Origin of the sequence: Halonotius sp. F2-221B, assembly GCF_046719765.1 — an archaeon.
Lineage (GTDB): Archaea > Halobacteriota > Halobacteria > Halobacteriales > Haloferacaceae > Halonotius.
In genome coordinates, this window is the sequence record NZ_JABEBY010000004.1 from 38,905 (window position 1) to 62,354 (window position 23,450).

General features: G+C 62.9%; 27 protein-coding genes and 1 tRNA gene. 10 read left to right on the forward strand and 18 right to left on the reverse strand.

What is annotated here, in order from left to right:
* Window positions 1-4 precede the first annotated feature (4 nt).
* Entirely contained in the window at window positions 5-1,240 is a 1,236-nt protein-coding gene (locus HKK80_RS03570; RefSeq protein ID WP_411798247.1) for a mandelate racemase/muconate lactonizing enzyme family protein, read from the reverse strand.
* Window positions 1,241-1,327: 87 nt separating this feature from the next.
* On the opposite strand from HKK80_RS03570, the gene HKK80_RS03575 reads away from it, so the two are divergent.
* On the forward strand, window positions 1,328-2,263 hold the full coding sequence (locus HKK80_RS03575; RefSeq protein WP_411798248.1) for a 1,4-dihydroxy-2-naphthoate polyprenyltransferase: 936 nt from the start codon (window positions 1,328-1,330) through the stop codon (window positions 2,261-2,263).
* Window positions 2,263-3,306: a mandelate racemase/muconate lactonizing enzyme family protein gene (locus HKK80_RS03580; RefSeq protein ID WP_411798249.1), complete on the forward strand. Its 1,044-nt coding sequence runs from the start codon at window positions 2,263-2,265 to the stop codon at window positions 3,304-3,306. Before HKK80_RS03575 ends, HKK80_RS03580 begins: the two co-directional genes overlap by 1 nt.
* A gap of 7 nt (window positions 3,307-3,313) precedes the next feature.
* Here HKK80_RS03580 and HKK80_RS03585 read toward each other — a convergent pair whose 3' ends face one another.
* Window positions 3,314-3,772: a halocyanin domain-containing protein gene (locus HKK80_RS03585; protein ID WP_411798250.1), complete on the reverse strand. Its 459-nt coding sequence runs from the start codon at window positions 3,770-3,772 to the stop codon at window positions 3,314-3,316.
* A gap of 100 nt (window positions 3,773-3,872) precedes the next feature.
* Here HKK80_RS03585 and HKK80_RS03590 point away from each other — a divergent pair, with 100 nt between their 5' ends.
* The 3 genes from HKK80_RS03590 (at window position 3,873) to HKK80_RS03600 (ending at window position 6,920) form a co-directional block, all read left to right on the forward strand.
* On the forward strand, window positions 3,873-4,328 hold the full coding sequence (locus tag HKK80_RS03590) for a DUF5799 family protein (protein ID WP_411798251.1): 456 nt from the start codon (window positions 3,873-3,875) through the stop codon (window positions 4,326-4,328).
* 163 nt (window positions 4,329-4,491) lie between these two features.
* On the forward strand, window positions 4,492-6,183 hold the full coding sequence (locus HKK80_RS03595; protein WP_411798252.1) for a methyl-accepting chemotaxis protein: 1,692 nt from the start codon (window positions 4,492-4,494) through the stop codon (window positions 6,181-6,183).
* The gene (locus HKK80_RS03600; RefSeq protein WP_411798253.1) at window positions 6,183-6,920 is read left to right on the forward strand and encodes a bacteriorhodopsin; all 738 of its coding nucleotides are present in this window, start codon (window positions 6,183-6,185) and stop codon (window positions 6,918-6,920) included. Before HKK80_RS03595 ends, HKK80_RS03600 begins: the two co-directional genes overlap by 1 nt.
* 33 nt (window positions 6,921-6,953) lie before the next feature.
* Here HKK80_RS03600 and leuB read toward each other — a convergent pair whose 3' ends face one another.
* Window positions 6,954-7,928: a 3-isopropylmalate dehydrogenase gene (gene leuB / locus HKK80_RS03605; RefSeq protein ID WP_411798254.1), complete on the reverse strand. Its 975-nt coding sequence runs from the start codon at window positions 7,926-7,928 to the stop codon at window positions 6,954-6,956.
* A gap of 118 nt (window positions 7,929-8,046) precedes the next feature.
* On the opposite strand from leuB, the gene HKK80_RS03610 reads away from it, so the two are divergent.
* A complete protein-coding gene (locus tag HKK80_RS03610) occupies window positions 8,047-8,451 on the forward strand; it encodes a MauE/DoxX family redox-associated membrane protein (RefSeq protein WP_411798255.1) in 405 nt (134 codons plus the stop codon).
* A gap of 253 nt (window positions 8,452-8,704) precedes the next feature.
* A complete protein-coding gene (locus HKK80_RS03615; protein WP_411798256.1) occupies window positions 8,705-8,959 on the forward strand; it encodes a UPF0175 family protein in 255 nt (84 codons plus the stop codon).
* Here the strand turns inward: HKK80_RS03615 and leuD are convergent.
* The 7 genes from leuD to HKK80_RS03650 form a co-directional block, all read right to left on the reverse strand.
* Window positions 8,956-9,558 carry a 3-isopropylmalate dehydratase small subunit gene (leuD, locus tag HKK80_RS03620; protein ID WP_411798257.1) on the reverse strand — a complete coding sequence of 201 codons (603 nt, stop codon included), beginning with the start codon at window positions 9,556-9,558 and terminating at the stop codon, window positions 8,956-8,958. The two genes, HKK80_RS03615 and leuD, sit on opposite strands and share 4 nt — an antisense overlap.
* Window positions 9,558-11,018, reverse strand: a complete 1,461-nt coding sequence (gene leuC, locus HKK80_RS03625) for a 3-isopropylmalate dehydratase large subunit (RefSeq protein WP_411798258.1) — start codon at window positions 11,016-11,018, stop codon at window positions 9,558-9,560. The genes leuD and leuC overlap by 1 nt, the downstream gene beginning before the upstream one ends.
* Before the next feature lie 41 nt (window positions 11,019-11,059).
* A complete protein-coding gene (gene ilvC / locus HKK80_RS03630; protein WP_411798259.1) occupies window positions 11,060-12,064 on the reverse strand; it encodes a ketol-acid reductoisomerase in 1,005 nt (334 codons plus the stop codon).
* A 24-nt stretch (window positions 12,065-12,088) separates the two neighbouring features.
* Window positions 12,089-12,790, reverse strand: a complete 702-nt coding sequence (ilvN, locus tag HKK80_RS03635; RefSeq protein ID WP_411798260.1) for an acetolactate synthase small subunit — start codon at window positions 12,788-12,790, stop codon at window positions 12,089-12,091.
* A complete protein-coding gene (gene ilvB, locus HKK80_RS03640) occupies window positions 12,787-14,571 on the reverse strand; it encodes a biosynthetic-type acetolactate synthase large subunit (RefSeq protein WP_411798261.1) in 1,785 nt (594 codons plus the stop codon). The genes ilvN and ilvB overlap by 4 nt, the downstream gene beginning before the upstream one ends.
* Before the next feature lie 355 nt (window positions 14,572-14,926).
* Window positions 14,927-16,126 (reverse strand): LeuA family protein, encoded by a 1,200-nt coding sequence (locus tag HKK80_RS03645; protein WP_411798404.1) that lies wholly within the window; start codon window positions 16,124-16,126, stop codon window positions 14,927-14,929.
* 133 nt (window positions 16,127-16,259) lie between these two features.
* Window positions 16,260-16,403, reverse strand: coding sequence for a hypothetical protein (locus tag HKK80_RS03650; RefSeq protein ID WP_411798262.1), 144 nt, complete (start codon window positions 16,401-16,403; stop codon window positions 16,260-16,262).
* Between the two features lie 327 nt (window positions 16,404-16,730).
* Between HKK80_RS03650 and HKK80_RS03655 the strand changes: the two genes are divergently transcribed.
* Both HKK80_RS03655 and HKK80_RS03660 read left to right on the forward strand, forming a co-directional pair.
* Window positions 16,731-17,477, forward strand: a complete 747-nt coding sequence (locus HKK80_RS03655) for a family 16 glycosylhydrolase (RefSeq protein ID WP_411798263.1) — start codon at window positions 16,731-16,733, stop codon at window positions 17,475-17,477.
* 156 nt (window positions 17,478-17,633) lie between these two features.
* Window positions 17,634-17,900 (forward strand): DUF2892 domain-containing protein, encoded by a 267-nt coding sequence (locus HKK80_RS03660; RefSeq protein WP_411798264.1) that lies wholly within the window; start codon window positions 17,634-17,636, stop codon window positions 17,898-17,900.
* A gap of 4 nt (window positions 17,901-17,904) precedes the next feature.
* Here HKK80_RS03660 and HKK80_RS03665 read toward each other — a convergent pair whose 3' ends face one another.
* The 3 genes from HKK80_RS03665 to HKK80_RS03675 all read right to left on the reverse strand — a co-directional run bounded on the left by HKK80_RS03665 (window position 17,905) and on the right by HKK80_RS03675 (window position 19,756).
* The gene (locus HKK80_RS03665; protein ID WP_411798265.1) at window positions 17,905-19,164 is read right to left on the reverse strand and encodes a glycosyltransferase; all 1,260 of its coding nucleotides are present in this window, start codon (window positions 19,162-19,164) and stop codon (window positions 17,905-17,907) included.
* A 207-nt stretch (window positions 19,165-19,371) separates the two neighbouring features.
* A complete protein-coding gene (locus tag HKK80_RS03670) occupies window positions 19,372-19,524 on the reverse strand; it encodes a hypothetical protein (RefSeq protein ID WP_411798266.1) in 153 nt (50 codons plus the stop codon).
* Window positions 19,525-19,576: 52 nt separating this feature from the next.
* Complete coding sequence (locus tag HKK80_RS03675) at window positions 19,577-19,756, reverse strand: hypothetical protein (protein WP_411798267.1); 180 nt, start codon at window positions 19,754-19,756, stop codon at window positions 19,577-19,579.
* A gap of 113 nt (window positions 19,757-19,869) precedes the next feature.
* Here HKK80_RS03675 and HKK80_RS03680 point away from each other — a divergent pair, with 113 nt between their 5' ends.
* A complete protein-coding gene (locus tag HKK80_RS03680) occupies window positions 19,870-20,322 on the forward strand; it encodes a peroxiredoxin (protein WP_411798268.1) in 453 nt (150 codons plus the stop codon).
* Window positions 20,323-20,416: 94 nt separating this feature from the next.
* Here HKK80_RS03680 and HKK80_RS03685 read toward each other — a convergent pair whose 3' ends face one another.
* From HKK80_RS03685 to HKK80_RS03705, 5 genes are all read right to left on the reverse strand, one after another.
* Window positions 20,417-21,430, reverse strand: coding sequence for an NADP-dependent oxidoreductase (locus HKK80_RS03685; RefSeq protein ID WP_411798269.1), 1,014 nt, complete (start codon window positions 21,428-21,430; stop codon window positions 20,417-20,419).
* A gap of 181 nt (window positions 21,431-21,611) precedes the next feature.
* Window positions 21,612-21,686: transfer RNA gene (locus HKK80_RS03690), tRNA-Val, on the reverse strand.
* An 84-nt stretch (window positions 21,687-21,770) separates the two neighbouring features.
* Window positions 21,771-22,037 carry a hypothetical protein gene (locus tag HKK80_RS03695; protein WP_411798270.1) on the reverse strand — a complete coding sequence of 89 codons (267 nt, stop codon included), beginning with the start codon at window positions 22,035-22,037 and terminating at the stop codon, window positions 21,771-21,773.
* Window positions 22,038-22,355: 318 nt separating this feature from the next.
* Window positions 22,356-22,883, reverse strand: coding sequence for a cob(I)yrinic acid a,c-diamide adenosyltransferase (locus HKK80_RS03700; protein ID WP_411798271.1), 528 nt, complete (start codon window positions 22,881-22,883; stop codon window positions 22,356-22,358).
* Entirely contained in the window at window positions 22,880-23,116 is a 237-nt protein-coding gene (locus HKK80_RS03705; RefSeq protein ID WP_411798272.1) for a glutaredoxin family protein, read from the reverse strand. The genes HKK80_RS03700 and HKK80_RS03705 overlap by 4 nt, the downstream gene beginning before the upstream one ends.
* Between the last annotated feature and the right edge of the window lie 334 nt (window positions 23,117-23,450).

Here is a 23,450-nt window from a genome sequence, read left to right on the forward strand (position 1 = left end):
GAAGCTACGCTTCGTCAAACAACGTCTCGCCGTCGACCATGTGCTCCTCGACGGCGTCCATATCGAGCGTGACGCCGAGTCCTGGCTCCTCAGGGATCTCGATGTAGCCATCGACGATCACGTCTTCCTCGACGAGTTCGTCCCACCAGCCGAGCTCGTAGCTGTGGTATTCGACGGCCAGGGAGTTCGGGATCGCCGCGCCGACGTGGGCACTCGCCATCGTCGCCACCGGCGAGGAGACGTTGTGCATCGCCACGGGGATGTAGTACTGATTCGCCACGTCGGCAATCTTTCTCGTCTCGCGCATCCCGCCGACCTTCGGGAGGTCGGGGGCGATGATATCGACCGCCTGGTTCTCGATGAGGCGTCGCTCCTCGGTGACCCGATAGCGGTTCTCGCCGACGGTGATCGGCGTGATCGTGGATTTCGTGACCTCCTCTTGAACTTCGAGGTTCTCCGGCGGGACGGGGTCTTCGAGCCACCACACGTCATACTCCTCAAGCTCGGCGGCGAGCCGTTTCGCGCTACCGCCCGAGAACGTCCAGTGGCAGTCGAACGCAACGTCGGCGCGATCCTTCACGCGCTCGGTGACGGCCTCGACGATCTCGGCTTTGTGGCGGATTTCGCCCGGCCGAAGATGGCGGTTTGCGCGATCCTTTTCGAGCCCCGAGGGCACATCGAGATCGAATTTGAGAGCGTCGTAGCCGAGTTCCTCGACGACGCGTTCGGCCTCGTCGGCGCAGGCCTGCGGGTCAGCCTCGTTGGCGGTGTGGCAGTCACAGTAAACGCGAACCTCGTCGCGGTATTTGCCGCCGAGGAGCTGGTAGGCCGGTACGTCGAGGATCTTCCCCGCCAGATCGTGCAGCGCGATCTCGATGCCGGCGATGGCGGTGACCGTGACGCCCTCAATGGTACCTTCGCCGGACATCTTCTGGATCAGATGCTCGTAGAGGCGATCGATATCGAGGGGGTTCTCGCCGACGACGAACGGTTTCATCCGCTCGATGAGTTCGGGGACGCCCGCACCCCAGTAGGCCTCGCCGGTGCCGACGACGCCGCTGTCGGTGTACACTCGGACGAGTGTCCACGGGAAGTTGCCGTCGACCATCGTCGTCTGCACGTCGGTGATCTCGACATCGCGGTCGCCGCCGCGGCTGGCGGTGACGCCCATCGTGTCGCCGGACAGCTCACGCATCGTGTACTCGGCGTTCGGGTCGTGTAAGGAGTCGTAATCGACCATGTGTCGGCGTTAGTGTCCACTCGTAAATAGTCTCCTCACCTGTGTGCGAATGGCAACATTCAGGCACGCGCCGCCCCCAGCGTGACTATGAGCGGTTCGAACCTCTCGCGGCGACAGGCGTGGGTCGCCGCTGCCCGCCCGCAGACGCTGCCAGCGGCAGCCGCACCCGTCATCGTCGGCGTTGGCCTCGCACTCCACGACGGCGTTGCTGCCGTCGCCCCCGCCGTCGCCGCCTTCGTCGGCGCGGCCCTGATCCAGATCGGCACCAACTTCGCTAACGACTACTACGACGCGATCCAGGGTGCCGACACCGACGACCGCGAAGGGTTCACGCGTGTCACGCAGTCCGGGCTAATCGAACCGGACCGCGTCAAGGCTGCGATGTATGCCACCTTCGCGGCCGCCATCGTCGTCGGCGGCTATCTTGTCTACGTTGGCGGCGTCCCGATCCTCGTGATCGGGCTGCTGTCGGTCATCTCCGGGATCGCCTACACCGGCGGCCCCTACCCGCTCGGCTACCACGGCCTCGGCGACCTCTTCGTCTTCGTCTTTTTCGGCGTCGTCGCCGTCACCGGTACCTACTATGTCCAGGCTGCGGCCGCGCTGGCCGCGCCGCTGACGACGACGATCCCGCCCGGGACGATCACGCTTGAAGCGGTCGTCGCCAGCCTCCCGATCGCGGCGATCTCGACGAACATCCTCGTCGTCAACAACATTCGGGACAAAGCGGAAGATGAAACGACCGGCAAGCGAACGCTGGCGGTGCGGTTCGGCTACGGCTTCAGCCGCGCGGAGTACATCGGCCTGCTCGGCGTCGCATACCTGGTACCCGTCTGGCTGTGGCTGGCGACGGATTTCTCACCGACTGTGTTGCTTCCGCTGTTGACGCTGCCGGTCGCCGTCCGGGTCGCCGAGACTGTTCGGACTGAAACGAGCGGCGCGGCCCTCAACCCAGCCCTGGAGACGACCGGGAAACTGCTGGCGGGCTACGCGCTGCTGTTCGGCGTGGGGTTGGCGGTCTGATGTGGATCGAGTCGTTTTCTCTCACGCTTGCATCGCCGCTGTCGACTGCTCGCGGCGAGATCACCGAGCGACGGGGGTTCCTCGTCGGCGTCGACGACACCGCGGCCCCACCCGGGATCGGCGAAGCAACCCCGCTGCCGGGCTGGACTGAGTCCATTGAGGACTGTCGAGATGCACTCGAAGCGACCGACCCTGCGACCCCTGAGACACATCCTGATCCGTCGACGACGCCAGCCGCGGCCCACGCCGTCGAACTCGCCGGGCTTGATGGGCGCGGTCGCAGCGAGACAACCTCGTTGGCGGCGATGCTCCGAAAAGACGTCTTCGATGATGCCGATGCTGCGGTACCCCAACAGGTGCCAGTAAACGCGACCATCGGCGACGACGATCTCGATGCGACCGTCGCGGCCGCCGAACGCGCGGTCACCTACGGCTACGACTGCCTGAAGCTCAAAGCCGGCAGCCAGTCCGTGGAGGCCGACCTCCAACGCGTCCGCGCCGTCCGCGAGGCCGTCGGCGACGACATCGCGCTCCGGATCGACGCCAACGGTGCGTGGGATGTTTCAACCGCCGAGGATGCGATCGACGAGCTCGCGGCTCTCGACGTTGCTTACATCGAACAGCCGCTACCGGCGGCCAACATCGCCGACCACCGCGAGCTTCGTGGTCGCGGTGTCGACATCGCGCTCGATGAATCGCTGGCGACAGCGTCGATATCGGCCGTCCTCGATGCCGACGCGGCCGACGTACTGATCCTCAAACCGATGGCCCTCGGCGGGCCGCTGCAGGCGACACAGGCGGCCGCCCGTGCCCGTGAGGCGGGCGTCGAGCCCGTTGTGACGACGACGATCGACGCTGTTGTCGCGCGGACGGCCGCCGTTCACGTCGCCGCGGCGATCCCCGACATCGCGCCGTGTGGGCTGGCGACAGGGTCGCTGCTTGCGGATGATCTCGCCGCCGATCCGGTGCGGATTAGCGAGGGGGCTGCGAGCGTGCCGACCGGCGGTGGGCTCTGTGGCGATGCGTTTGAGACGCTGCGCTGATCGATGGTTACTCCGCGATAACCTCCACGACACCGATCATTCCATAGCCACGGTGTGGGCTACAGTAGTAGGTGTAGACGCCGGGATCGGTGAACGTATGTTCAAACGTGTAACCGGCCTCGGCTCTGAGTTCGCTTACAAACGCGGGGTCTTCAGCGTCCGCAACAACGTTGTGGCCGCCCCCCTTGCCGGTCCACTCCCAGGTGACCGTCGTTCCCGGCGACACCTGCACGGCTGCTGGGTCAAAGGCAAACCCCTGTTCGCCGACGCCGACAGCGACGGTCACCGATTCGGCATCCGTTCTGTCTGTCACACTCTCGGCATCAACATTATTTGCTCGTCTAAGCACCCCGTCGTATGGGCCGCTCTCGGCCGTCTCAGCACCTTGGCTAGTGCATCCAGCAACGCCAACAACTGCCGTTGCCCCGATCCCTGACAGCAGCTGTCTACGGGTCGCAGTGTTCATACCGTTGTTACCCACTGAGGGCGCATTAGTCGTCCGTTCTAAACTGGTGGTAGCCATCACACCCGGTAGGCTGAAACCACCGGCAGGTGTAGTCACAGCCATGAGCGAGTGGCGAGACATGCTCGTCGGCGACCGCATGGCTGTCGATCAGGCGTTCACCGACCGGGTTCAGGCCTCGGAGTTCACGAACCAGGAGTGGGGGCTGATCATGACGGCGACCGAACTCGACATCGAGCACGCCGACGATCCCGAGGCCGCCCGGCTCGTTGCCGATACCGCGGCGATCGAATCGATCATGCCCGAACTGGCGGCGATCCGTTCACGGGGCGGCCCGATGGCCGGCGGGGACGACGAGGGTACCAACGACCCCGGGATCGTCGACTCGATCAAGGGCGCGCTTGGGTTCAGCGATGACGACGACGGCGTCGACGAGGAGAAGTTGGCGGCGGCCGAAGCACTCGCCCAGGAGTACGCCGACGAACTCCAACAGCATCTCGAAGCGAACGACGCCTTTGAGGCGATCAGGGAAGCCTACGTCGAATCGGCGGAGCGGTGAGCGGGTTTCGCGTTTTTTGGTGTCGCGGCATGGTTACATTCTTGTCGCGGAACTTTGTGCGAGTGGATTTGTGGTGAGGCCTATATTGAATGGGTTTGGCTGCCGATGAATAGCCTATACAGATAGCGCGTACGCATACGTGGTCGGCTTTCAATGTCTACCTATGGCCGAAACGCAGTCTGGCAACTCAATACGCGACAGCTACGCAACGAAGCTCACGCTCTCGTTGGCGGGGGTCGTCGCTCTCGCCACGGCGGCCGGTATCCTGGTGTATTTCCAGGCCCGGTCACTGTTCGGTGCGGAGGCCGGTGTCATCGGCTCAAGCATTCTGGGATTGATTCTCGTCACCGTCATCAGCCTCGCGCTGATCGGCGTGACGATCGGTAGCAACACGATCATCGCCCTCCGGCGGCTGACAACCAAGGCAGACCAGATGGCCGAGGGCGACCTCGATGTCGATCTCGACACCAAGCGAACCGATGAGATCGGGCAACTCCACCAGGCATTCGACTCGATGCGCCGCTCGCTGCGGGAGCAGATTTCGGCCGCCGAGGAAGCCCAAGAAGAGGCGCAGGCCGCCCGCGAGGAGATGGAACAGCGGGCCGAACGCATCGAACAGAAGGCCGCCGAGTACGAGCGCGTGATGCAGGCCGTCGCCGACGGCGACCTCACCCAGCGTGTCGATCCCGCCACCGACAGCGAGGCGATGCAGCAGGTCGGGGTCGCGTTCAACGAGACGCTCGACGAACTGGAGGGAACCGTCAGCGAGGTGATGACCTTTGCCGACCACGTTGAGGACGCCGCCGCCGGCGTCGACAGCACCGCCGACCAGCTCTACGCGGACAGCAGCGGCGTCGCCAACGCCGTCGAAGACATCTCCGACGGCGCGCACAGACAGACCGAGAACCTCCGCGAGGTGGCCGACGAGATGGACGGCCTCTCATCGGGCGCGGAGGAGGTCGCCGCAACCGTTGATACGGTCGCCGAGACGACCGAGCAGGCGACCGACGCCGGCACCGAGGGCGAGGCTGCCGCCGCCGATGCCATCGAGCAGATGGACGCCGTCGAATCGACGACCAACGAAACGCTGGAGGACATCGAGGTGCTCGACGAGGAGATGGACAAGATCGGCGAGATCGTCGATATGATCAGCGAGATCGCCGAGCAGACGAACCTGCTCGCGCTCAACGCGTCCATCGAGGCCGCCCGCGCCGGCCAGGAGGGCGAGGGCTTCGCCGTCGTCGCCGAGGAGGTCAAAAGTCTCGCCGAGGAGACCAAGGAGGCCGCCGGCCAGATCGAAGGGCGCATCCAGCGCGTCCAAGAGAAGACCAGCGAAGCCGTCGCCGGGATGGACGAGACCAGCGTCCGGATCAGTCAGGGCGTCGAGACGGTCGAGGGCGCCATCGACCAGCTCAACGACGTGATCGAGTACGTCGAGGAGATCGACAGCAGCATGAGCGAAATCAACCGGACGACCGAAGAACAGGCTCGTGCGGCCAACTCGGTGGTCGATATGATCGACGAGGTCGCGGAGATCAGCGAGACGACGACCGAGACGGCCGACGATGTGACCGAGACGGCGACCGACCAGCAGGAGACGCTGCAGACGGTCGAGTCGTCGGCGACGCAACTCCGGTCGCAGGCCGCGAAACTGCGAGAGGCTCTCGACCGCTTTGAGGTCGACAGCGACGCGGGCGGCGGCGAACTCGGCGCGTCGGCACCGACCTCACCGACGGCTGGCAGCGAGTTGTCGCCGGACGCGACGGCAGCGACGCCCGACGCGGCGGCGACCGACGGCGGCCAAGAGACGGACAGCGAGGCAACCGACGACGATCTCAACTTCGGTGATTCCTAATGTTGTTTTCAGCAAACGGCTGGGCGGCGGTCGGCGCGGTGGCACTGGGACTCGGCACGATCCCCTCGGCGTACTACGCGGTTCGTGACGAGAAAAACAGGAAATACTACAGCGTGCTCGCGGCGATCACGGGGATCGCCACGGTTGCCTACGCGTTGACCTCGCTGGGGATCGGCTCGATTCCGGTCGACGGCGCGACGTTCTACACGCCGCGGTACGTCGACTGGCTACTGACGACGCCGCTGTTGATTCTCTATCTGACGATGCTGTGTAAGCCGGGACGGCAGCTCTACGCGCTGTTGATCGGCCTCGACGTAGCGTTGATCGGCCTCGGCGTGGCAGCGATCTTCACGCAGGGTGTGTTGTCGCTGACGCTGTTCGGACTGGGCGGCGCGGCCTACGTCGCGTTGGCCTATCTGCTGGTCACTGAACTCCCGGATCGAGCGAGTTTCGCCAGCGAGCGGGTCGGGATCGTCTTCGCCAAACTGCGGAACGTGACGGTCGTGCTGTGGACGCTGTACCCCGTGGTCTGGCTGCTCGCGCCGGTCGGATTCGGACTCCTCCAGCCCGGTGTCGAGATGATGGTGATCGTCTATCTCGACATCATCACAAAGGTCGGCTTCGCCATGCTCGCGCTGATGGGCAAGGATGCCCTCGACGACATCACCGACCAGTCGCTGCAACTCGACACCGAGGAAGAACAGGGCTCGTCGACGGCGACCGAGTTCGTGAGCTAACGACTCGCGCGCTTTTCGCTGTTCGCAGGCCCGCTACAGTTCGTCGATGATCGCCTGCGTGACTTCGTCGGTGTCGGCGTCGCCGCCGAGGTCGGCGGTGCGCGGGCCCTCGGCGAGCACGGTTTCGACGGCGGTCTCGACGCGATCCGATTCTTCACTGTAGCCGAGATGATTGAGTAGCATCGCCGCCGACAGCACCGTTGCCATCGGGTTGGCGACGCCCTCGCCGGCGATGTCGGGCGCGGTGCCGTGAACCGGCTCGAACAGGGCGTTGTCGTCGCCGATGTTCGCGGAAGGCAGGAGGCCGAGCCCGCCGACGAGGCCGGCAGCGAGATCCGAGAGCACGTCACCCGCGAGGTTCGGACAGACGATGGTATCGAACTGTTCGGGATCGAGACAGACTCGCGTTGCGAAGGCGTCCATCAGGACTTCGTCGGTCTCGACGCCGTGCTCGTCGGCGACGCGAACGACTGCGTCGCGGAACCGGCCGTCGGTCTTCCGCATCACGTTGGCCTTGTGGACGACGCTGAACCCCTCGCCGTCGTCGACGTACTCGCAGGCGAATTCGGCGAGTTTCTCGGAGGCCGAGGTGGTGACGACGCGCGTCAGCGTCGAGAGGTCATCGGAGAGGTCGTCCTCGTGGCCCGAATAGACGCCCTCGGTGTTTTCGCGGAGGAAAACGAGGTCTGTTTCCGGTCGGACGGCGTCGACGCCCGGATACGCTTTCGCGGGGCGGATGTTGACGAACGAGTCGACGGCCTCCCGCAGCGGGAGGATCACGTCGGCAGCGGTCTCGCCGGCCGCGCCGAACAGCGTGGCGTCGGACTCGGCCGCGAGGTCGTAGGTCTCCTGTGGGAGTGCCTCGCCGGTTGCGTCTTTGACCGCGTCGCCGGCGTCGCCTGCGACGAATTCGAGATCGAGATCGAGCGATTCGAGTACGTCAACAGCGGCTGGGATCACTTCCTGTCCGATGCCGTCGCCTTCGATGACGGCGATTGTGTGGCTCATACGCGTCGTCTTGCCAGCACTGAAAAGAGCATGTCGATGTGTTGGAGTCGTAGTGACCTGTGTCGCCGAACGGAGCAACCCCAAACCGCTTCCCTGTTGTCGCCGTAGCAGGGGGCAGATGGTTGATTTGGCCCGGTTCAAACGTCCGCTGCTCTACGTGATGGGGCCGCTCTACGTCGTCGCGGGCGTGCTGCATTTCGTCGTCCCGGATTTGTACGCCCAAATCATCCCGCCGTTCCTGCCCGCGCCGCTCGCGCTGGTCTACCTCTCCGGTATCGCCGAAATCGCTGTCGGGATTGGGGTGTTGATTCCACGGACGCGACGGTACGCGGCGTGGGCGACGATTGCGCTGCTCGTTGCGATTTTCCCGGCGAACGTCTACATGGCGACCTCGATGGTCGTCGTCGAGGGAATCAGCGGGGGTGATCCATCACCGTTGATCCGCTGGGGACGGCTGCCGCTCCAGGGCGTGTTGATTCTGTGGGCCTACTGGTACACTGATTCGAATACTGTCGATACGTAGCGTGGATCGCTGTCGACTCGACTGATTTTAATTTGGCAACAGAGGTGTAGAAAGCCCTCGGCAGGCTCGGCTCCCGCGGCTCGTTGCGCTCCTCGTCACTCGCTCCGCTCGTTCCTGCGGTGCTTACGTCGCCGGGGTTCGCCGACCCTGCCTCGCCCTTTCAGTCCGCCAGGGCGGCGGCTGGTCGGCCGGTCGATCCACTCTGGTTGGCCGCTGCCGAACACTCATTACGAAATACTCCATATATTCGACGATGGCTACCCTCGAAATCGACGACGAAGTCTACGAGGCGTTACAGCTTCCCGAAGGAGAACGGGAAGACACGCTGAAAAAGGAGTTAGCTGTCTCTCTGTACGCTCGTGAATACCTCTCGTTCGGTAAGGCCCGTTCCTTGGCAGGGCTGTCGAAACGTGAGTTTCACAAACTCCTCGGCGACCGAGAAATCACCCGACACTACGACGAGACTGAGTTAGCCGAAGATATAGAATACAGCGAATCGCCGGCTTAGTCGTCGCCTTCGACGTACGGCAGCCCGGCGACAGTTTCCTCGACCTTGCTCCGATTCGAGTACATCAGCGCGGTCGTATCCCAGATACCCTCGACGAGGGCTTCCTTCATCGCGTCGTCGATCTCGACATCGATTGTCGTCTCGCCGTAGGTGACTGCCTCGTTTTCGACGTCGATGTTGATGTCGCCATCGGGGTTGGCTTCGATCCACTCCTGGAGGTCGGTGACGGTCTCGTGGTCGGTCGTCACGGCTGGAATCCCCAGGGACTTGCAGTTGTCGCGGAAGATTTCGGCGTAGGACTCGCCGACGATGCCGTCGACGCCCCAGCGCATCATCGCCTGCGGGGCGTGCTCACGCGAGGAGCCACAGCCGAAGTTGGAGTTGACGACTGCGATGGATGCGCCCTCGAAGCGGTTGAGCGGGTGGTCGTTGAACCCGTCGTCGTCTCGCCGGGCGTCGTAGAAGAGGTAGTCGGCCATGTTGTCGAAGGTGACCTCTTTCATAAAGCGCGCCGGCAGGATCTGGTCGGTGTCGATGTCGTCACCGGGGATCGGGACGCCGGTGCCACCGACCTCGGTGATGTGGTTTTCGGCGGTCATCAGTCAGCCGCCTCCCCAACACCGCTGGCACTGCCAGCCGGATCGTCGCTCAGATACTCGCGTGCGTCGGCGACTTCGCCTTCGACGGCCGCAGCGGCGACCATCGCGGGACTCATGAGGACGGTGCGGCCCTCCTTGCTGCCCTGGCGGCCGATGAAGTTCCGGTTCGACGAGGAGGCACAGACCTCGTCGCCCTCCAGGGAGTCGTCGTTCATGGCGAGACACATCGAACAGCCGGCGCGACGCCACTGGAAGCCGGCGTTGATGAACGTCTCGTCGATGCCGCGAGCCTCACACTCCTCGCGGACGGTCTCGGAGCCGGGGACGGCCAGCGCGCGCACCCCGTCGTCGACCGTGTTGCCCTCCAGGATCTTGGCGGCTTCCTCGAAGTCCGAGACGCGGCCGTTCGTACAGGTACCGAGGAACGCCACATCGACATCGTAGCCCAGCATCGACTGGCCGGGTTCGATATCCATGTGGTCGAGGGCCTGCTCGGCGGCCTCGCGGTCGGTGCGGGCCTCGAAGTCCTCGGGCTGGGGGACGCTGTCGGTGATCTCGATGACCTGGCCGGGGTTGATCCCCCACGTGATGAGCGGGTCGATATCGTCGGCATCAACGGTGACGACATCGTCGTACTCGGCGTCCTCGTCGGATGCCATCGACTCCCAGTACTCCTTGCGCTCCTCGAAGGCCTCGCCCTCAGGGACGTACTCGCGGCCCTGCAGGTACTTGTAGGTGGTCTCGTCGGGATTGATGTAGCCCGCGCGAGCACCGCCCTCGATGGACATGTTACAGACCGCCAGCCGGCCCTCCATGTCGAGGGCTTCGATGGCCGGGCCGCCGTACTCGTAGACGTGGCCGACACCGCCGTCGACGCCAAGATCCTGGATGATCTTCAGGATGATGTCCTTGGCGTAGACGCCCTCGCCGAGTTCGCCCTCGACGTTGATCCGGCGGACTTTCTGTTTGTCAGCCGCGATGCAGCCCGTCGCCAGCACGTCGCGGATCTGGCTGGTGCCGATGCCGACGCCGATAGAGCCGAACGCGCCGTGGGTCGCCGTGTGGCTGTCACCGCAGGCGACGGTCATCCCCGGCTGGCTGAGACCGAGTTCGGGGGCGACGACGTGGGTGATGCCCTGCTTGCCAGATTCGAAGCCGAAGAACGTGATGCCGTTCTCGCTGGTGTTGCGTTCGAGCGCGGACAGCATCTCCTCGCTTTGCTCGTCGGTCAGCGGTCGCTCCCGCTTTTCGGCCTCGGTCGGCGCGATGTGATCGGTCGTTGCGAAGGTCTGATTCGGGTAGGCGACGTTGAGATCGCGCTCCCGGAGCATGCCGAAGGCCTGCGGGCTCGTCACCTCGTGGACGAGATGGAGGCCGATGAACAGTTGATCCTGTCCGCTCGGCAACTCCGCTACTTTGTGCTTTTCCCATACCTTGTCGTACAGCGTTCCGTTGCTCATTTGATAGCTCCGTTAGTGTAGATTGTGTGTTCCATCCGTATTTACTCGTCGGCCCACGAGAAGAGGCCGCGCAGCTCCTCGCCGACGCCCTCGATCTCGTGGTTTTCCTCGGCGGTCTTCAGCTGGTCGTAGTTCGGTCTGCCGGCCTGGTTCTCGGTGATCCACTGCCGGGCGAAGGTGCCGTCCTGTACCTCTTCGAGGACTTCCTCCATCTGCTCGCGGGCGTGGTCGTCGACGACGCGGTCGCCGCGGGTCAGCCCGCCGTACTCGGCGGTGTCGGAGACAGATTCCCACATCTCGCCGAGGCCGCCCTCGTACATGAGGTCGACAATCAGTTTCAGCTCGTTCATACACTCGAAGTAGGCCATCTCCTCGCTGTAGCCGGCCTCGACGAGCGTTTCGTACCCCTGTTTGACGAGGCTGGTGACGCCGCCACAGAGGACGGCCTGCTCGCCGAACAGGTCGGTCTCGGTCTCCTCGCGGAACGTCGTCTCGATGGTGCCCGCCCGCGTACAGCCGATGCCTTTCGCGTACGCGAGGGCCTGCTCTTTCGCGTCGCCGGTCACGTCCTGATAGACGGCGACCAGCCCGGGCGTCCCCTCGTCGGCCTCGTAGTTCCGCCGAACGAGGTGGCCCGGCGATTTCGGCGCGACGAGCGTCACATCGATGTCGTCGCCCGGCTGGATCTGGTTGTAGTGGATGTTGAACCCGTGGGCGAACTGCAGCGTGTCGCCGGCGTCGAGTTCGTCTTTGATTTGGTCGTAGACCGCGGGCTGCACCGTATCGGGAACCAGAATCGAAACGACATCGGCCTGCGCGGCGGCTTCCGGCGGCGTCGCCACGTCGAGCCCGTCGCTTTCGGCGGCGTCCCGCGAGGAGGAACCCTCGCGGAGGCCGACGACAACGTCGATCCCGCTGTCGTTGAGGTTCTGGGCGTGGGCGTGGCCTTGGCTGCCGTAGCCGATGACCGCCACCGTGGCGTCGTCCAGATAGCCGGTGTCTGCGTCGTCGTCGTAGTAGATCGTGGCGTCGAGTTCGTCTGCCATTGTGTCTCGGGAAAGACGCCCCCCTTAGTTGGTGGTTTCGGCTTGGCTTTCAGCCGAATCGCCACCAGCGTCGCCGCCGTCGGCTTCGACGCCAACGGCGGTTGCCTCCGCAGCGGGCTTCTCGCCGGGTGTCGTGGGTGTACTCCCGCGGGCGAGGGCGGTCGGGCCGGTACGGGCGATCTCGATGATGCCGAACTGCCGGTAGGCGTCCAGCGCGTCTTCGATTTCGTCGTACTCGCCGGTGAGTTGGACGGTGATGGTTTCGGGGCCGGCATCCAGCGTTTCGCCGTCGTACATCTCAGTGACCGCTTGAACTTTATCGGGGTCGTCGCCGTTGACCTTCAGCAGGACAAGTTCGGAGCGAACCGGCCGGCCCTCAAGCTCGCCGACCGAGATGACCGGCTTGAGCTTGGCGAGCTGTTTTTTTGCCTGGTCGATGCCGGGTTCGGGCTCCTCGACGATGAGGGTGAGTCTGGCGTTGCCCTCGACGGTCGTCGGGCCGACCGTCAGGCTCTCGATGTTGAACTGTCGCCGCGAGAACAGCCCCGCGACCCGCGCGAGGACGCCGGGCTCGTGTTCGACGAGCGCGGAGATCATCGCCGTGCGGCTGTCGGGTTCGGCCTCGACCTCGGGATCGATCCGAATCCCTTGGCTGTTGCGCCGGCCGTCCGGGTGTGGGCGTTCCTCCGGCGGCGGCCCTTGCAGGCCCTGTTGGTTCTCACTCATAGCTGATCCTCCGAGAGGGCGAATTTGCCATTCGGTGCGCCGCTTGCGACCATCGGGTAGACGTTGGCGTCGGGATCGATGTGGAAGTCGATGACAGAGGGGCCGTCGTAGTCGAGTGCGGCTTCGACGGTGTCGGCAACCTCGTCGTAGTCGTTGACGCGCCAGCCCTTTGCGCCGAAGGCTTCGGCGAGCTTGTCGAATTCGGGCATCCAGTTGTATTCTGAGGCCATGTGACGGCCCTCGAAGAAGGCGTCCTGCCACTGGCGAACCATCCCGACGTACTCGTTGTTGAGGACGGCGACCGTGATATCCAGGTTCTCGCGGACGGCGACCGACAGCTCCTGGATCGTCATCAGGAAGGAGCCGTCGCCGTCGAAACAGACCACGTCCTGATCGTCGTCAGCGGCGAAGCGCGCGCCGATGGTCGCCGGCAGGCCATACCCCATCGTGCCGAGCCCGTGCGAAGAGACCCACGTGCGCGGCTCGGTGAACTCCCAGTACTGGGAGGCCCACATCTGATGTTGGCCGACGCCGCTGGTGACGATGGTGTCGTCATCGGTCGCCTCGTCGAAGGCCTCGACGATGAACTCCGGGCGCAGCGGGGCGTCCTTGTCAACCGAGTAGTCCATCGGATACTCCTCTTTCCACGTCTGGCACTGCTCGCGCCACTCGCGGGCGTCGGGCTCCCGATCCATTTCTTCCGTCAGCTGGTCGAGCACCGTCCCCGCGTCGCCGATACAGGGGTAGTCGGCGTGGATATTCTTGCTGATTTCGGCGGGATCGATATCGATGTGGACGACCTCCGCTTCAGGCGCAAAGGTGTCGATGCCGCCGGTCAGGCGGTCGTCGAAGCGGGTGCCGACGCCGATCAGGCAGTCGGTGTGGGTGATCGCCATGTTGGCGTAGCCCGTCCCGTGCATGCCCGCCCACGAGAGACAGAGATCGTCGTCCTCGGGGTAGGTGCCGATGCCGGGCATCGTCGTCACGACGGGGATGCCGTGTTCTCGCGCGAACGCGCGGGCTGTCTCGCTGGCTTCGGCCTTGATAACGCCGCCGCCGAGCAACAGCAGCGGTTTTTCGGCGCGCTCGATGGCGCGGGCAGCTTCCTCAACGTTCTCCTGATCGGCCGTGGTCGGTGGCTCTTGGCCGGCCGGGAGTTCGGGCTCGCCGGGTTCGGTGTCGGTCTCCTCGAAGCTCACGTCCTTCGGGAGATCGACCAGCGTCGGGCCGGGGCGGCCGGACTCCGAGAGCGCGAACGCCTCGCCGACGGTGTCGCCGATGCTGTCGGCGGAGCTGGCGAACCAGTTGTGCTTGGTGATCGGCATCGTCACGCCGGTGGTGTCGGTCTCCTGGAAGGCGTCGGAGCCGACCATATCGCTGGGAACCTGGCCCGTCAGGGCGAGCATGGCGTCGGAGTCCATGTTGGCGTCGGCGATGCCGGTGACGAGGTTGGTCGCGCCCGGCCCCGAGGTGGCTAAGGCGATGCCGGGTTCGTTGGCGACGACGCCGTAGGCGTCAGCCGCGTGGGCCGCGCCCTGCTCGTGGGCCATCGTGATGTGTTCGATATCGGAGTCCCACAGCGCGTCGTAGACGGGCATGATCGCCCCGCCCTGGACGCCGAAGGCGTGTTCGACGCCGCCGTTTTCGAGCGCGCGAACGATAGCCGTCGCGCCATCGGTGACGGGCGTCGCGTCGTCGGCGTCGGTCGTCGCTTCCGTGGTCGTTTCTTCGGTTGTCGATTCCTCGTCGGCGTCGGGATGTGATTTCGCTGTTTCGCTCATTGGCCTGCTCCTGTTGTCGGTTGGTCGCGTGCTGTCGGTCGTGAATGCATGGTCTGCTGTCGGGTTTGTGTGAGTTCGACACCTGCTGGGGGTGTGGATCGAACGCCGGATGTGGGGATAAAAGGTGGAGTCGGGGTTAGACCCCTACAATACCGCGTACGCCGACAGCACTGACTCGGGTGACCGCCGCGCCGAGAGGGAGTTGCTGTGGCATCGTACCCGAAGGAATGACACGGTTCATAATAATAGTTACGCGTTTGCCGTGATCGGTGTGCTACTGACCACCAAGCTCCCGACGGCCTGTCGGCTGGCTGCGGCTGTCGCTCACCGGGTGCAAACGAGCAGGGGACGGACATCAGACCCGTACCTCCTCTGAGTCGACCTCACTGACACCGACCTCCTCGGCGAAGCGTGCGATCACGCTGTCGGTGACCTGCTCCTTCTCGGCGCCGAACTCTTTGACGAGTTTGGTGACCGCCCGCACCTCGGAATCGCTCGGCTCGTAGTTGAGCTCTTCTAACCGCTTGCGAACCGAGTGGGTGCCGGTGTGTTTGCCGAGGACGAACTCCCGAGACGCGCCGACCATCTCGGGGGTCATCACGCCGGGTTCGAAGGTGTCGGTGTTCTCCATGACGCCCGCCGCGTGGATGCCACTTTCGTGGGCGAAGGCGTTGTCGCCGACGACGGCCTTGTTGACCGGGATCGGGATCGTCGACTTCTCCTCGACGAGCTTCGCCAACTCGGTGATCCGGGTCGTGTCGATACCGGTATCGACGTTATAGAGGCTTTCAGCAGACATCACGACCTCCTCAAAGGCCGCGTTGCCCGCGCGTTCGCCGATGCCGTTGACCGAGACCTGCGCCTGGTGGGCACCGGCCTCGAAGCCGGCCATCGCGTTGGCGGTTGCCAGCCCGAAGTCGTCGTGGGTGTGGACGTCGATCCGGGCGTCGGTGTGTTCGCCGACGAGCCTGATGAGCTTCGCAAACCGGGTTGGGGTTGCGACGCCACAGGTGTCGGGGATGTTGATCCAGTCGACGCCGGCCTCGCTGACGGCCTCGACGACCTCGACGAGGAACGCCTCGTTGGTGCGGGTGGCGTCCATCGGCGAGAACATGACCTCCAGGCCCGCATCGCGAACCTGCTCGACGCTTTTGACCGCGCGGGTGACTGCCTCCTCGCGGCTTGCGTGCATCGAGTCTTGGAGCTGCACGTCGCTCGTGGAAACGAAGACGTGCACCATGTCGACGCCAGCGTCGATCGCCGCTTGGACGTCCTTCTCGACGACGCGGGCGAGCCCGCAGGTCGTCGCTGAGGTCGCCGCCGCGATATCCGAGACGGCCTCGAACTCGGGGTCGGAGTTGACGGGGAACCCGGCCTCGATGACGTGGGTGCCCATCTCGTCGAGCAGCTCGGCGATGGCGCGTTTGTCGTTGTAATCAAACGAGGTGCGTGGTGACTGTTCGCCATCACGCAGCGTCGTGTCGAAAAGTCGTACTGACTCTATTTCGTCAGTGTTAGTCAATGTGCCCTCGAAGAACTCGATCCGCCGGGGAATCCGACGTGTCCTCCGTGTCGTGGTGAGACATGTACCTACACTAAGTAGCTACCTGAGTAATAAAGCCATCGCTCTGGCTGGGATTGAATCGGTCAACTGTCCAGTTTGCTTTCGGGAAACTGGGTTGACATCTTTACTCAACACCAAACAGCACGTCTTCGAACGCGCCATCGGAGTCACGCAGGCGTCGATCCCTGCCATCGTGATTCTGTAGGTCTTCCGGCGATAGCTCCTCGTGGGATTCCGCTGGCGTCGTCGGATCGACTCGCTCGGTCACTTCGAAGCGCTCGATTGGGCGGAATAGTCCCCATATTGCTCCGACCGAGTGAACGCACACGCCGAGCGGCGTCAAAATCAAAAATACCGGTCAGCGTAGCGGGTTCTTTCGGCGGCGATCTCACCGGCAAACATGTCGATGAGTGGTGAATGATTGAAATACATGTCTCTCTAAGCCTCTCTCATGGCTCCCGGCAAGCTCCCGCGCCGAACGCTTCTCAGTTGCCTCGGTACGGCCAGCGTTGCCGGCTGTCTCGGGAACCAATCAAATAACACACTCCCTCCACCATTTGAAAACGAGGGTTCATCAGGCGACTGGCAGCTTACTGTGGATGAACAGTGGGACGAATTCGACACGGATCGCTGGGCCGTCGGCTTCATCGACCGAGCGGAGTGGATTCCGGACGATGACGCAACCGTGAGTGCTGACCATGTCCACGTCGATGACGGCAGTTGTATACTGGAGGTCGAATCGCGTGGCACAGGGCCGGATGGCTGTTTTCAAGGCGTGATCAACTCCAGCGTCGCCGGCGGAGCGAACCACCCAACGACCGGGATTCCGATTGATCCAGTTCCGGGCCAGTATATTGAAGCACGGCTCAAACTCCCCGGTCGAACCGGCGTATTGCCTGCGTTCTGGATGCATCCAGCAAACCGAAACTGGCCACCGGAAATCGATATTGTCGAACTCTTTCAGCCGGGGGAAACTGCCCCACAAGAGGAGCGACAGCAGCTCCATATGGACGTTCACTGGAGCGAGTCAGGCCAACCGAACGACAGAGAAACGCATGAACACGATCCGGCCGTAGAGGAGACTGGAATCGACCTCACGGCACGCTTCAATACGTTCGGCTGTGCGTGGTTTGCAGATCGCATCGAGTGGTATTTCAATGATAATCGCATCTACCGCCGATCAGCACCGCCGGCGATGCTGGAATCGCTCACAGCGACCGCGGCACGACCCTTTGGGCTTGTTTTCTCGAATCACGTCAATCGGATCGGGCATGCAGACCTGACGACCAGGTGGACAGAACAACTGCACATCGAGTGGATTCGTGTATGGAAAAAACAATGATCTCTGATCTGTCGGACGGTATCAGTCAATCACTAGGTCGTTTGTCGTGGAGAACGTCGTTTTTCACATCGAAAACCCGCTGTACTGATTGTCGATCTATCCATTAGATAGCCGCTGTACGGTTGGTTTATTAATCTCAACGACGTAATAGGTAGTATGAGCGGTCAAAAAACGAACGTTGGCCGTCGTGACCGAATCGCCCGAGTCTTATTGACACCGATCGCTCTCGGTGCTATCCTGTGGCTCTACACGTCAGTTCCGCAGTCGTCGACGACGCTGGCGGCTATGGGCGGTCTCGGGCTGTTTGTCTTTATTTTCGTCACAAGCGCGCTGACAGGCACGTGTGGGATCTACGCTGCCCTCGGCATCGACACCTGCCGTCAGTGTGAAGCCGAGTACGCTGGCGGCGACACGTGGGGCTAAACCGTTAGTCGTTCCCTGCGGCAGTCGCCTCGTCTTCTTCTATCGGTTCGTTCGGTTCCATGATCTCCGCATCGAGGTCGGGATTCAGGTCGGCGAGCGTTTCGGCACTCGCACGCTCCGGTTGGTCTTGGGTGACGCGCCCGGGTGTTTTTTCGGTGATCCTGAAATCCGTCGCCGGCCGCAGCAACCCCCACAGCGCGCCGACCGCGTGGAGTGCGACGACGATCGGCGTCAACACCAGATAGATCGGCCACACCTCGGGATACTTCTTGTATTCGATTAGCCCGGCGATCATGTAGACGAACAGCATGCTGAACAGGGCGATTGAGGTGATCTGGTAGAGCCCGTGTTGGGGCACGAACTGCGGGTACAGAAACGCCAACACCGACAACAACGGAATCACGGGCGACAGCGTCCACGTAATGATCCGGGTGAACTGGAGTGGGAGGTACCGCTTCGGCAGCCGATACATATCCTGCAGCGTCCCCGACATCCACCGCCGTCGCTGATTGAACATCCCGCGAATCGTCGGCGGAGCCTGATTCCGAAACCGTCTGTTGAGCAGCCGGTACTCGAATTTGCCGCCCTGTTGGTCGACGTACTTTGCCGCGCGCCAGATGTAGGTCGTATCCTCGGTGATCGTCGGCACGTCCCACGTCACCTCGGTTTCGAGTTCGTGCCGGACGGCGACCGCGCCACCCCAGGCGTAGAGCGGGTACGCCATCCGGTGGAACGCGCGCTGTTCGCGCTGGTAGCCGACCCGGAACACCTCACAGAGGTAGACCCACCACGACCCGGTTCGCAGCGGGTGCTCGCTGATCTGGATCAGATCGGCTGCCGGCAACCCCTCGAAGTTGACCATGATGCTGTCCTCGTCGAGATAGAGGATGTACTCCTGCTCGCACTCGACGTGCGTTCGTGCCCATTCGATGGCCCGACCCTTCTTTTGAGCCGCGCTCTCGAAGTCGTCGGGAACGACGTGGACAGCCGCGCCGTCGATATCCATCTCGGCTTCGGCGATCACCTTCGTCGCGCCGATCCCCTCCGGCACCGAGTTGACGGTCACCTGCACGGTCGACGGCGAGTTGTAGGTCAGAATCCGCACCTGGATGTTGTCGAGGCCGATCTCGGTCTCGTCGTCAGCCTGCCAGCCGCGGGCTAACACTGTCACCTCAAGCAGCCACCAAAACGAGGAACCCCCATACAGCACCAGCGTCACCCAAAATACGAGTGCGATCGCTGTGCCGGCGAGCGATCCGATCATCGACTCCCTCGGTCACCCCTCTCGTGGATCGTGGCTGGTGGGCTCATTGGTCGGTGGCGGGATGGTACTCTGGCAGGGGATTCAGCAGTCGACTACTTCAACCTGCTGTAGAATCCCTGAGATGACGGTCGTTGTAAAAATGACTCGCTGGTGACCCCGTCGACACCTGCGGTCGTCCTCGAAGCGAGAATCCGTGGCGACTCTTCGTTAGTCGTCAGCCGGTGGTGCGATCTCTTCCGGCGATTCCGCGGCGTCGAGTTCCGGATCCTCGGCGTCGGCTGTTTCGATCGTCTCGGTTCGTGACTCCGATTCGGTCTCAACCTCATCCCAGTCGATGGCGATATCTACGTGGTGGCACATGACAACACATGACACGGGCTCGATGGATAAAAATCCTCGGTTGTGTCATCCGCTACCGCCACGGCGACCGACGAGAGGGGCTTGCGTGAATAAACCCGTCCCCGATGACCGCCTGTAACACCTGCTTGAATGCAAGCCCGGCGATGAGCCCGAAGAGTACCATCACGACCGTCGATTGGAGCTTCAGCAGCAGCTGTTGCTCGGCGGGCACCGCGAGGAGTGTTGCAAACATATCTGTTCTTCGAGCTCAACAGATAAATCACTGTGGATTGGTAGCATGTCTCACGAAACGCACAGCATCGCAACGATCACAACCGGTATGCCGGCGGCGACCGACAGACAAGTATGCTTGATGTCGGCGATCCGGCCCCCGCGATCACCGCACAGAACCAACACGGCGAGACAGTAACTCCCGAATTTACCGAGCCGACGGTCGTCTACTTCTACCCGAAGGATTTCACCGGCGGCTGTACGACCGAGGCCGCGGAGTTTCAGGCCGCATTTCCGGAGTTTCAGGAGATCGGCGTCGACATCTACGGTGTCTCGATGGACGATGTCGAGACCCATGCCGACTTCGCCGACGCCGAAGGCCTCGTCTTCGACCTGTTGGCCGATCCCGACGGCGACCTCGCCGACGCCTTTGGGCTTGAACCGACAGATGGAATGGTCGACCGCCGAACGTTCGTCCTCGCCGATGGAGCGGTTACTGCCGTCTACGACCCACCAAACGCTGATCCATCGGGGCACGCCCGGACGGTGCTGCAGGAGACGCGAAACGAGTTCTTCCGTGGCGGCTGATCGATTCTGAGATAAACAGCGAGAATGGGTCAGGGCGGATTTGAACGCGGACAGGAGCCGTCATCTCGCTCGGCTCTTGATGCGTCTCGCTCGCTCACGACTCCTCAGTCACTCGGACGACCTGCTTGCCGATATTGTCGCCGGCGAACAGCCCCAAGAACGCCTCCGGCGCGTTCGAAAGCCCCTCGACGACCGTCTCTCGGTGCTGGAGCGTCCCGTCTGCAACCCACTCACTGAGTTGTTCAGTGGCCACGGCAAAACGATTCGAAAAGTCACCGACAAGCAGTCCCTGTACGGTTGCCCGTTTGGCAATCAATTGGGGAAGTTTTCGCGGGCCAGTCGGCATCGACTCAGCATTGTAGTGGGCGATCTGGCCACAGACAGCGACAGTCGCATCCAGATTCAACTGCGTGAAGACTGCATCAGTGATCGGCCCCCCGACGTTGTCGTAGTAGACATCCACGCCATCGGGAGCCGCATCCGCCAAGGCGGCCTGATAGTCATCGGTGGTCTTGTAGTTGATTGCAGCATCGAAGCCCAGATCGTCGGTCACCCAGCGTGTTTTCGCATCACTGCCCGCAAACCCAACGACGTGACAGCCATTCAATTTCGCAATCTGGCCGACCACAGAGCCGACAGCCCCCGCAGCCCCGGAGACAACAACTGTCTCACCCGGCGAGGGATCACCGACCTCAAGCAGGCCGAAATACGCTGTCCGGCCGGGCATTCCAAGCACGCCAAGATACGCCTCTGGCGGTGCCACCGACGGATCGACTGGGGCCACATCGTCAGCATCCAAGCGGCTATACTCAGCCCAAAGTCCTTCACCCGTAACGAGGTCACCGGTGTCGTAGGCGTCGCTCTCGGTGGCGACAACCTCACCGACGATGCCGCCTTTCAATGGGTCGCCGACCGCCCACGGCTCAGCGTATGATTCCTGTTCGCTCATCCGCCCACGCATGTATGGATCAACCGAGAGATACCGAGTCTCAACAAGGATCTCGCCCTCGGTTGGCTCATCTGTCTCCGTCTCTGTGCGTTCAAAACAATCAAGATCAGGTTCTCCAGCCGGCCGTTTGGAAAGAATCCACTGGGAGTTTGGTGCCATCACGAAGAGACTATTTCTGGCTCACTGAATAGGGTTGGGAGTTAACGCCCCGGTGGTTCGTAGCGCCGAGTGACCGCGTTTGAGACAGTGGGCCAGCCCACACAATAATTAACGGATAGAATCGATATCTCAGGCATGCTACCGAGTGATTCTCGTCCTTCAAAAACCGTAAGTCAGCTGATGGGTCAGGGCGGATTTGAACCGCCGGCCTGCTCCGTGTGAAGGAGCCGTCATAACCAGACTAGACCACCGACCCGACGAAACCTGCTACCTCTCGGCTGGACTTAAAGCCTTCTCTCCGGGCGACGCACTGCGGCGTAAAACGAACCGGAACCGACCGTCAGGCAGCGGCGTCGCCGTCGCCGCCACGGTAGTTGTCGACGCGCTGTTTCGCGTCGCTTGCGGTCTCCACGACGCGTTCGGTCGACCGCTTGGCGGCGACCCGAGCCTTCTCGGCCGGCGTTTTCGGTGTCGGCTCCGGAACCTCACGACCCAACCGCCGCTGAACCCGCCGAACGACCGGCGAGAGTTCCTCGTGGAGCCCGCGTTTGAGGTGCGATGCGGCTTGGGTGAGGTAGTATCGGGTATCACTGAAATGCTTGTTCATATCTGTCCTTTCGTCGGCAACAGATAAAGCTCTTGTGTCCTCGTCACAACAACAGTTTTCGCTCTCAGGCGGTCTGCCCATCCCACTGCTGCGTTCGGGCATCCATTTTTAGGTTTACCTAAATCAAAACCTATACAATGGTTTAGGCAAACCTAAAGACACGGCCGGTGACGGAGCCACCTCCGTTGCGGCCGGATCGCATCGCCTCCGTCGTGTCACGACGGCATCGTTGGCATCATCCGCACCGCGACGACCGCATCCGCCCGTCTGTCCCGTCGGTCGTCGCCCGCTTCGGTTCCTGACACTCGAACGTTCGCCTCAGTAGCTCGGCGACTCCTCCGGCACCTCATCGCGGGCGTTGACCAGCCGCGCGAAGGTGAACAGCGCGTCCGACAGCCGATTCAGATACACCAACGCCTCGGCGTTGATCGGCTCGTTGTTGGCGAGTTCGACCGCCCGCCGTTCGGCGCGCCGGGTCACCGACCGGGCGTGGTGGAGGGCCGCCCCGCTGTCGCTGCCGCCCGGGAGAATGAACTCGGTGAGTGGCTCAAGCTCCTCGTCGGCGGTGTCGATCCAATCCTCAATCTCCTCGACGTGAGCCTCCTCAATCGAGGGATCATCAGCTTCCGGCATCGAGAACTCCGCTTGGATGATGTGGAGGTGGTTTTGCACGCCAGCCAGCCAGTCATCGATATCGTCGTAGCCGGTCGGTCGCGCGCGGCCAATCAACGAGTTGGCCTCATCGACGACACCGTAGGCTTCGATCCGGACGTTCGTTTTCGACACCCGGGAGCGATCCCGTAGATCCGTGAGTCCCTCGTCGCCGCGGCCGGTGTAGATGGTCATGCCAGGCTCCGTTCGATGAAGCTGCAGATGTTCTCGCTTTCGGCCATCGTCACGCCGCGTTCCTCGTCGATGATGACGGGCACGCTTCGTTGGCCGCTGACGCGTTTGACCTCGTTGCGATCGGAGTGGAGCGGCTCCGTCCAGATCGTTTCGTAGTCGATTCCGTGGTCGGCAAGGGTGTCGTGGACGGTTTCACAGTACGGACACCCATCGAGCGCGTACAGGGTAACCATACCCTGCGTTTGGGTTCAGCAGCCAAGTAGCTTGGTGCCGACGACTGGATGGCGTTCAGAAAAGTAGTTGTGAGAGAGAAATCTGTGTAGAAAGCCCTCGACGCGCTCGACTCCCAGGACTCTCACGGCTCGCTCCGCTCGCCGTTCGAGCGGGTCGCGGTCTCCCTTCGGTCGACCGCGCGCTCGCTGCGCTCCTCGCTCACTACGTTCGCTGTGGTGCTTACGTCGCCGGGGTTCGCCGAGCGCGTCTCGCCCTTTCATTCCGCCAGGCCGTGGTTTGGTCGGCCGACTGATTCACCTGTTTGGCTGCTTGTCTCTGCATACCGATAGATAG

Excerpts from the sequence above, each read along its gene's own strand:
- HKK80_RS03660 (WP_411798264.1), top strand. The coding sequence starts at position 17,634 with ATGAGCGGTCAAAAAACGAACGTTGGCCGTCGTGACCGAATCGCCCGA.
- HKK80_RS03595 (WP_411798252.1), top strand. The coding sequence starts at position 4,492 with ATGGCCGAAACGCAGTCTGGCAACTCAATACGCGACAGCTACGCAACG.
- HKK80_RS03570 (WP_411798247.1), bottom strand. The coding sequence starts at position 1,240 with ATGGTCGATTACGACTCCTTACACGACCCGAACGCCGAGTACACGATG.
- HKK80_RS03680 (WP_411798268.1), top strand. The coding sequence starts at position 19,870 with ATGCTTGATGTCGGCGATCCGGCCCCCGCGATCACCGCACAGAACCAA.
- HKK80_RS03670 (WP_411798266.1), bottom strand. The coding sequence starts at position 19,524 with ATGTGCCACCACGTAGATATCGCCATCGACTGGGATGAGGTTGAGACC.
- HKK80_RS03580 (WP_411798249.1), top strand. The coding sequence starts at position 2,263 with ATGTGGATCGAGTCGTTTTCTCTCACGCTTGCATCGCCGCTGTCGACT.
- HKK80_RS03615 (WP_411798256.1), top strand. The coding sequence starts at position 8,705 with ATGGCTACCCTCGAAATCGACGACGAAGTCTACGAGGCGTTACAGCTT.
- HKK80_RS03610 (WP_411798255.1), top strand. The coding sequence starts at position 8,047 with ATGGTTGATTTGGCCCGGTTCAAACGTCCGCTGCTCTACGTGATGGGG.
- HKK80_RS03600 (WP_411798253.1), top strand. The coding sequence starts at position 6,183 with ATGTTGTTTTCAGCAAACGGCTGGGCGGCGGTCGGCGCGGTGGCACTG.
- HKK80_RS03590 (WP_411798251.1), top strand. The coding sequence starts at position 3,873 with ATGAGCGAGTGGCGAGACATGCTCGTCGGCGACCGCATGGCTGTCGAT.
- HKK80_RS03685 (WP_411798269.1), bottom strand. The coding sequence starts at position 21,430 with ATGGCACCAAACTCCCAGTGGATTCTTTCCAAACGGCCGGCTGGAGAA.
- HKK80_RS03700 (WP_411798271.1), bottom strand. The coding sequence starts at position 22,883 with ATGACCATCTACACCGGCCGCGGCGACGAGGGACTCACGGATCTACGG.
- ilvB (WP_411798261.1), bottom strand. The coding sequence starts at position 14,571 with ATGAGCGAAACAGCGAAATCACATCCCGACGCCGACGAGGAATCGACA.
- HKK80_RS03575 (WP_411798248.1), top strand. The coding sequence starts at position 1,328 with ATGAGCGGTTCGAACCTCTCGCGGCGACAGGCGTGGGTCGCCGCTGCC.
- leuC (WP_411798258.1), bottom strand. The coding sequence starts at position 11,018 with ATGAGCAACGGAACGCTGTACGACAAGGTATGGGAAAAGCACAAAGTA.
- HKK80_RS03665 (WP_411798265.1), bottom strand. The coding sequence starts at position 19,164 with ATGATCGGATCGCTCGCCGGCACAGCGATCGCACTCGTATTTTGGGTG.
- HKK80_RS03585 (WP_411798250.1), bottom strand. The coding sequence starts at position 3,772 with ATGAACACTGCGACCCGTAGACAGCTGCTGTCAGGGATCGGGGCAACG.
- ilvC (WP_411798259.1), bottom strand. The coding sequence starts at position 12,064 with ATGGCAGACGAACTCGACGCCACGATCTACTACGACGACGACGCAGAC.
- leuD (WP_411798257.1), bottom strand. The coding sequence starts at position 9,558 with ATGACCGCCGAAAACCACATCACCGAGGTCGGTGGCACCGGCGTCCCG.
- HKK80_RS03675 (WP_411798267.1), bottom strand. The coding sequence starts at position 19,756 with ATGTTTGCAACACTCCTCGCGGTGCCCGCCGAGCAACAGCTGCTGCTG.
- HKK80_RS03695 (WP_411798270.1), bottom strand. The coding sequence starts at position 22,037 with ATGAACAAGCATTTCAGTGATACCCGATACTACCTCACCCAAGCCGCA.
- ilvN (WP_411798260.1), bottom strand. The coding sequence starts at position 12,790 with ATGAGTGAGAACCAACAGGGCCTGCAAGGGCCGCCGCCGGAGGAACGC.
- HKK80_RS03705 (WP_411798272.1), bottom strand. The coding sequence starts at position 23,116 with ATGGTTACCCTGTACGCGCTCGATGGGTGTCCGTACTGTGAAACCGTC.
- leuB (WP_411798254.1), bottom strand. The coding sequence starts at position 7,928 with ATGAGCCACACAATCGCCGTCATCGAAGGCGACGGCATCGGACAGGAA.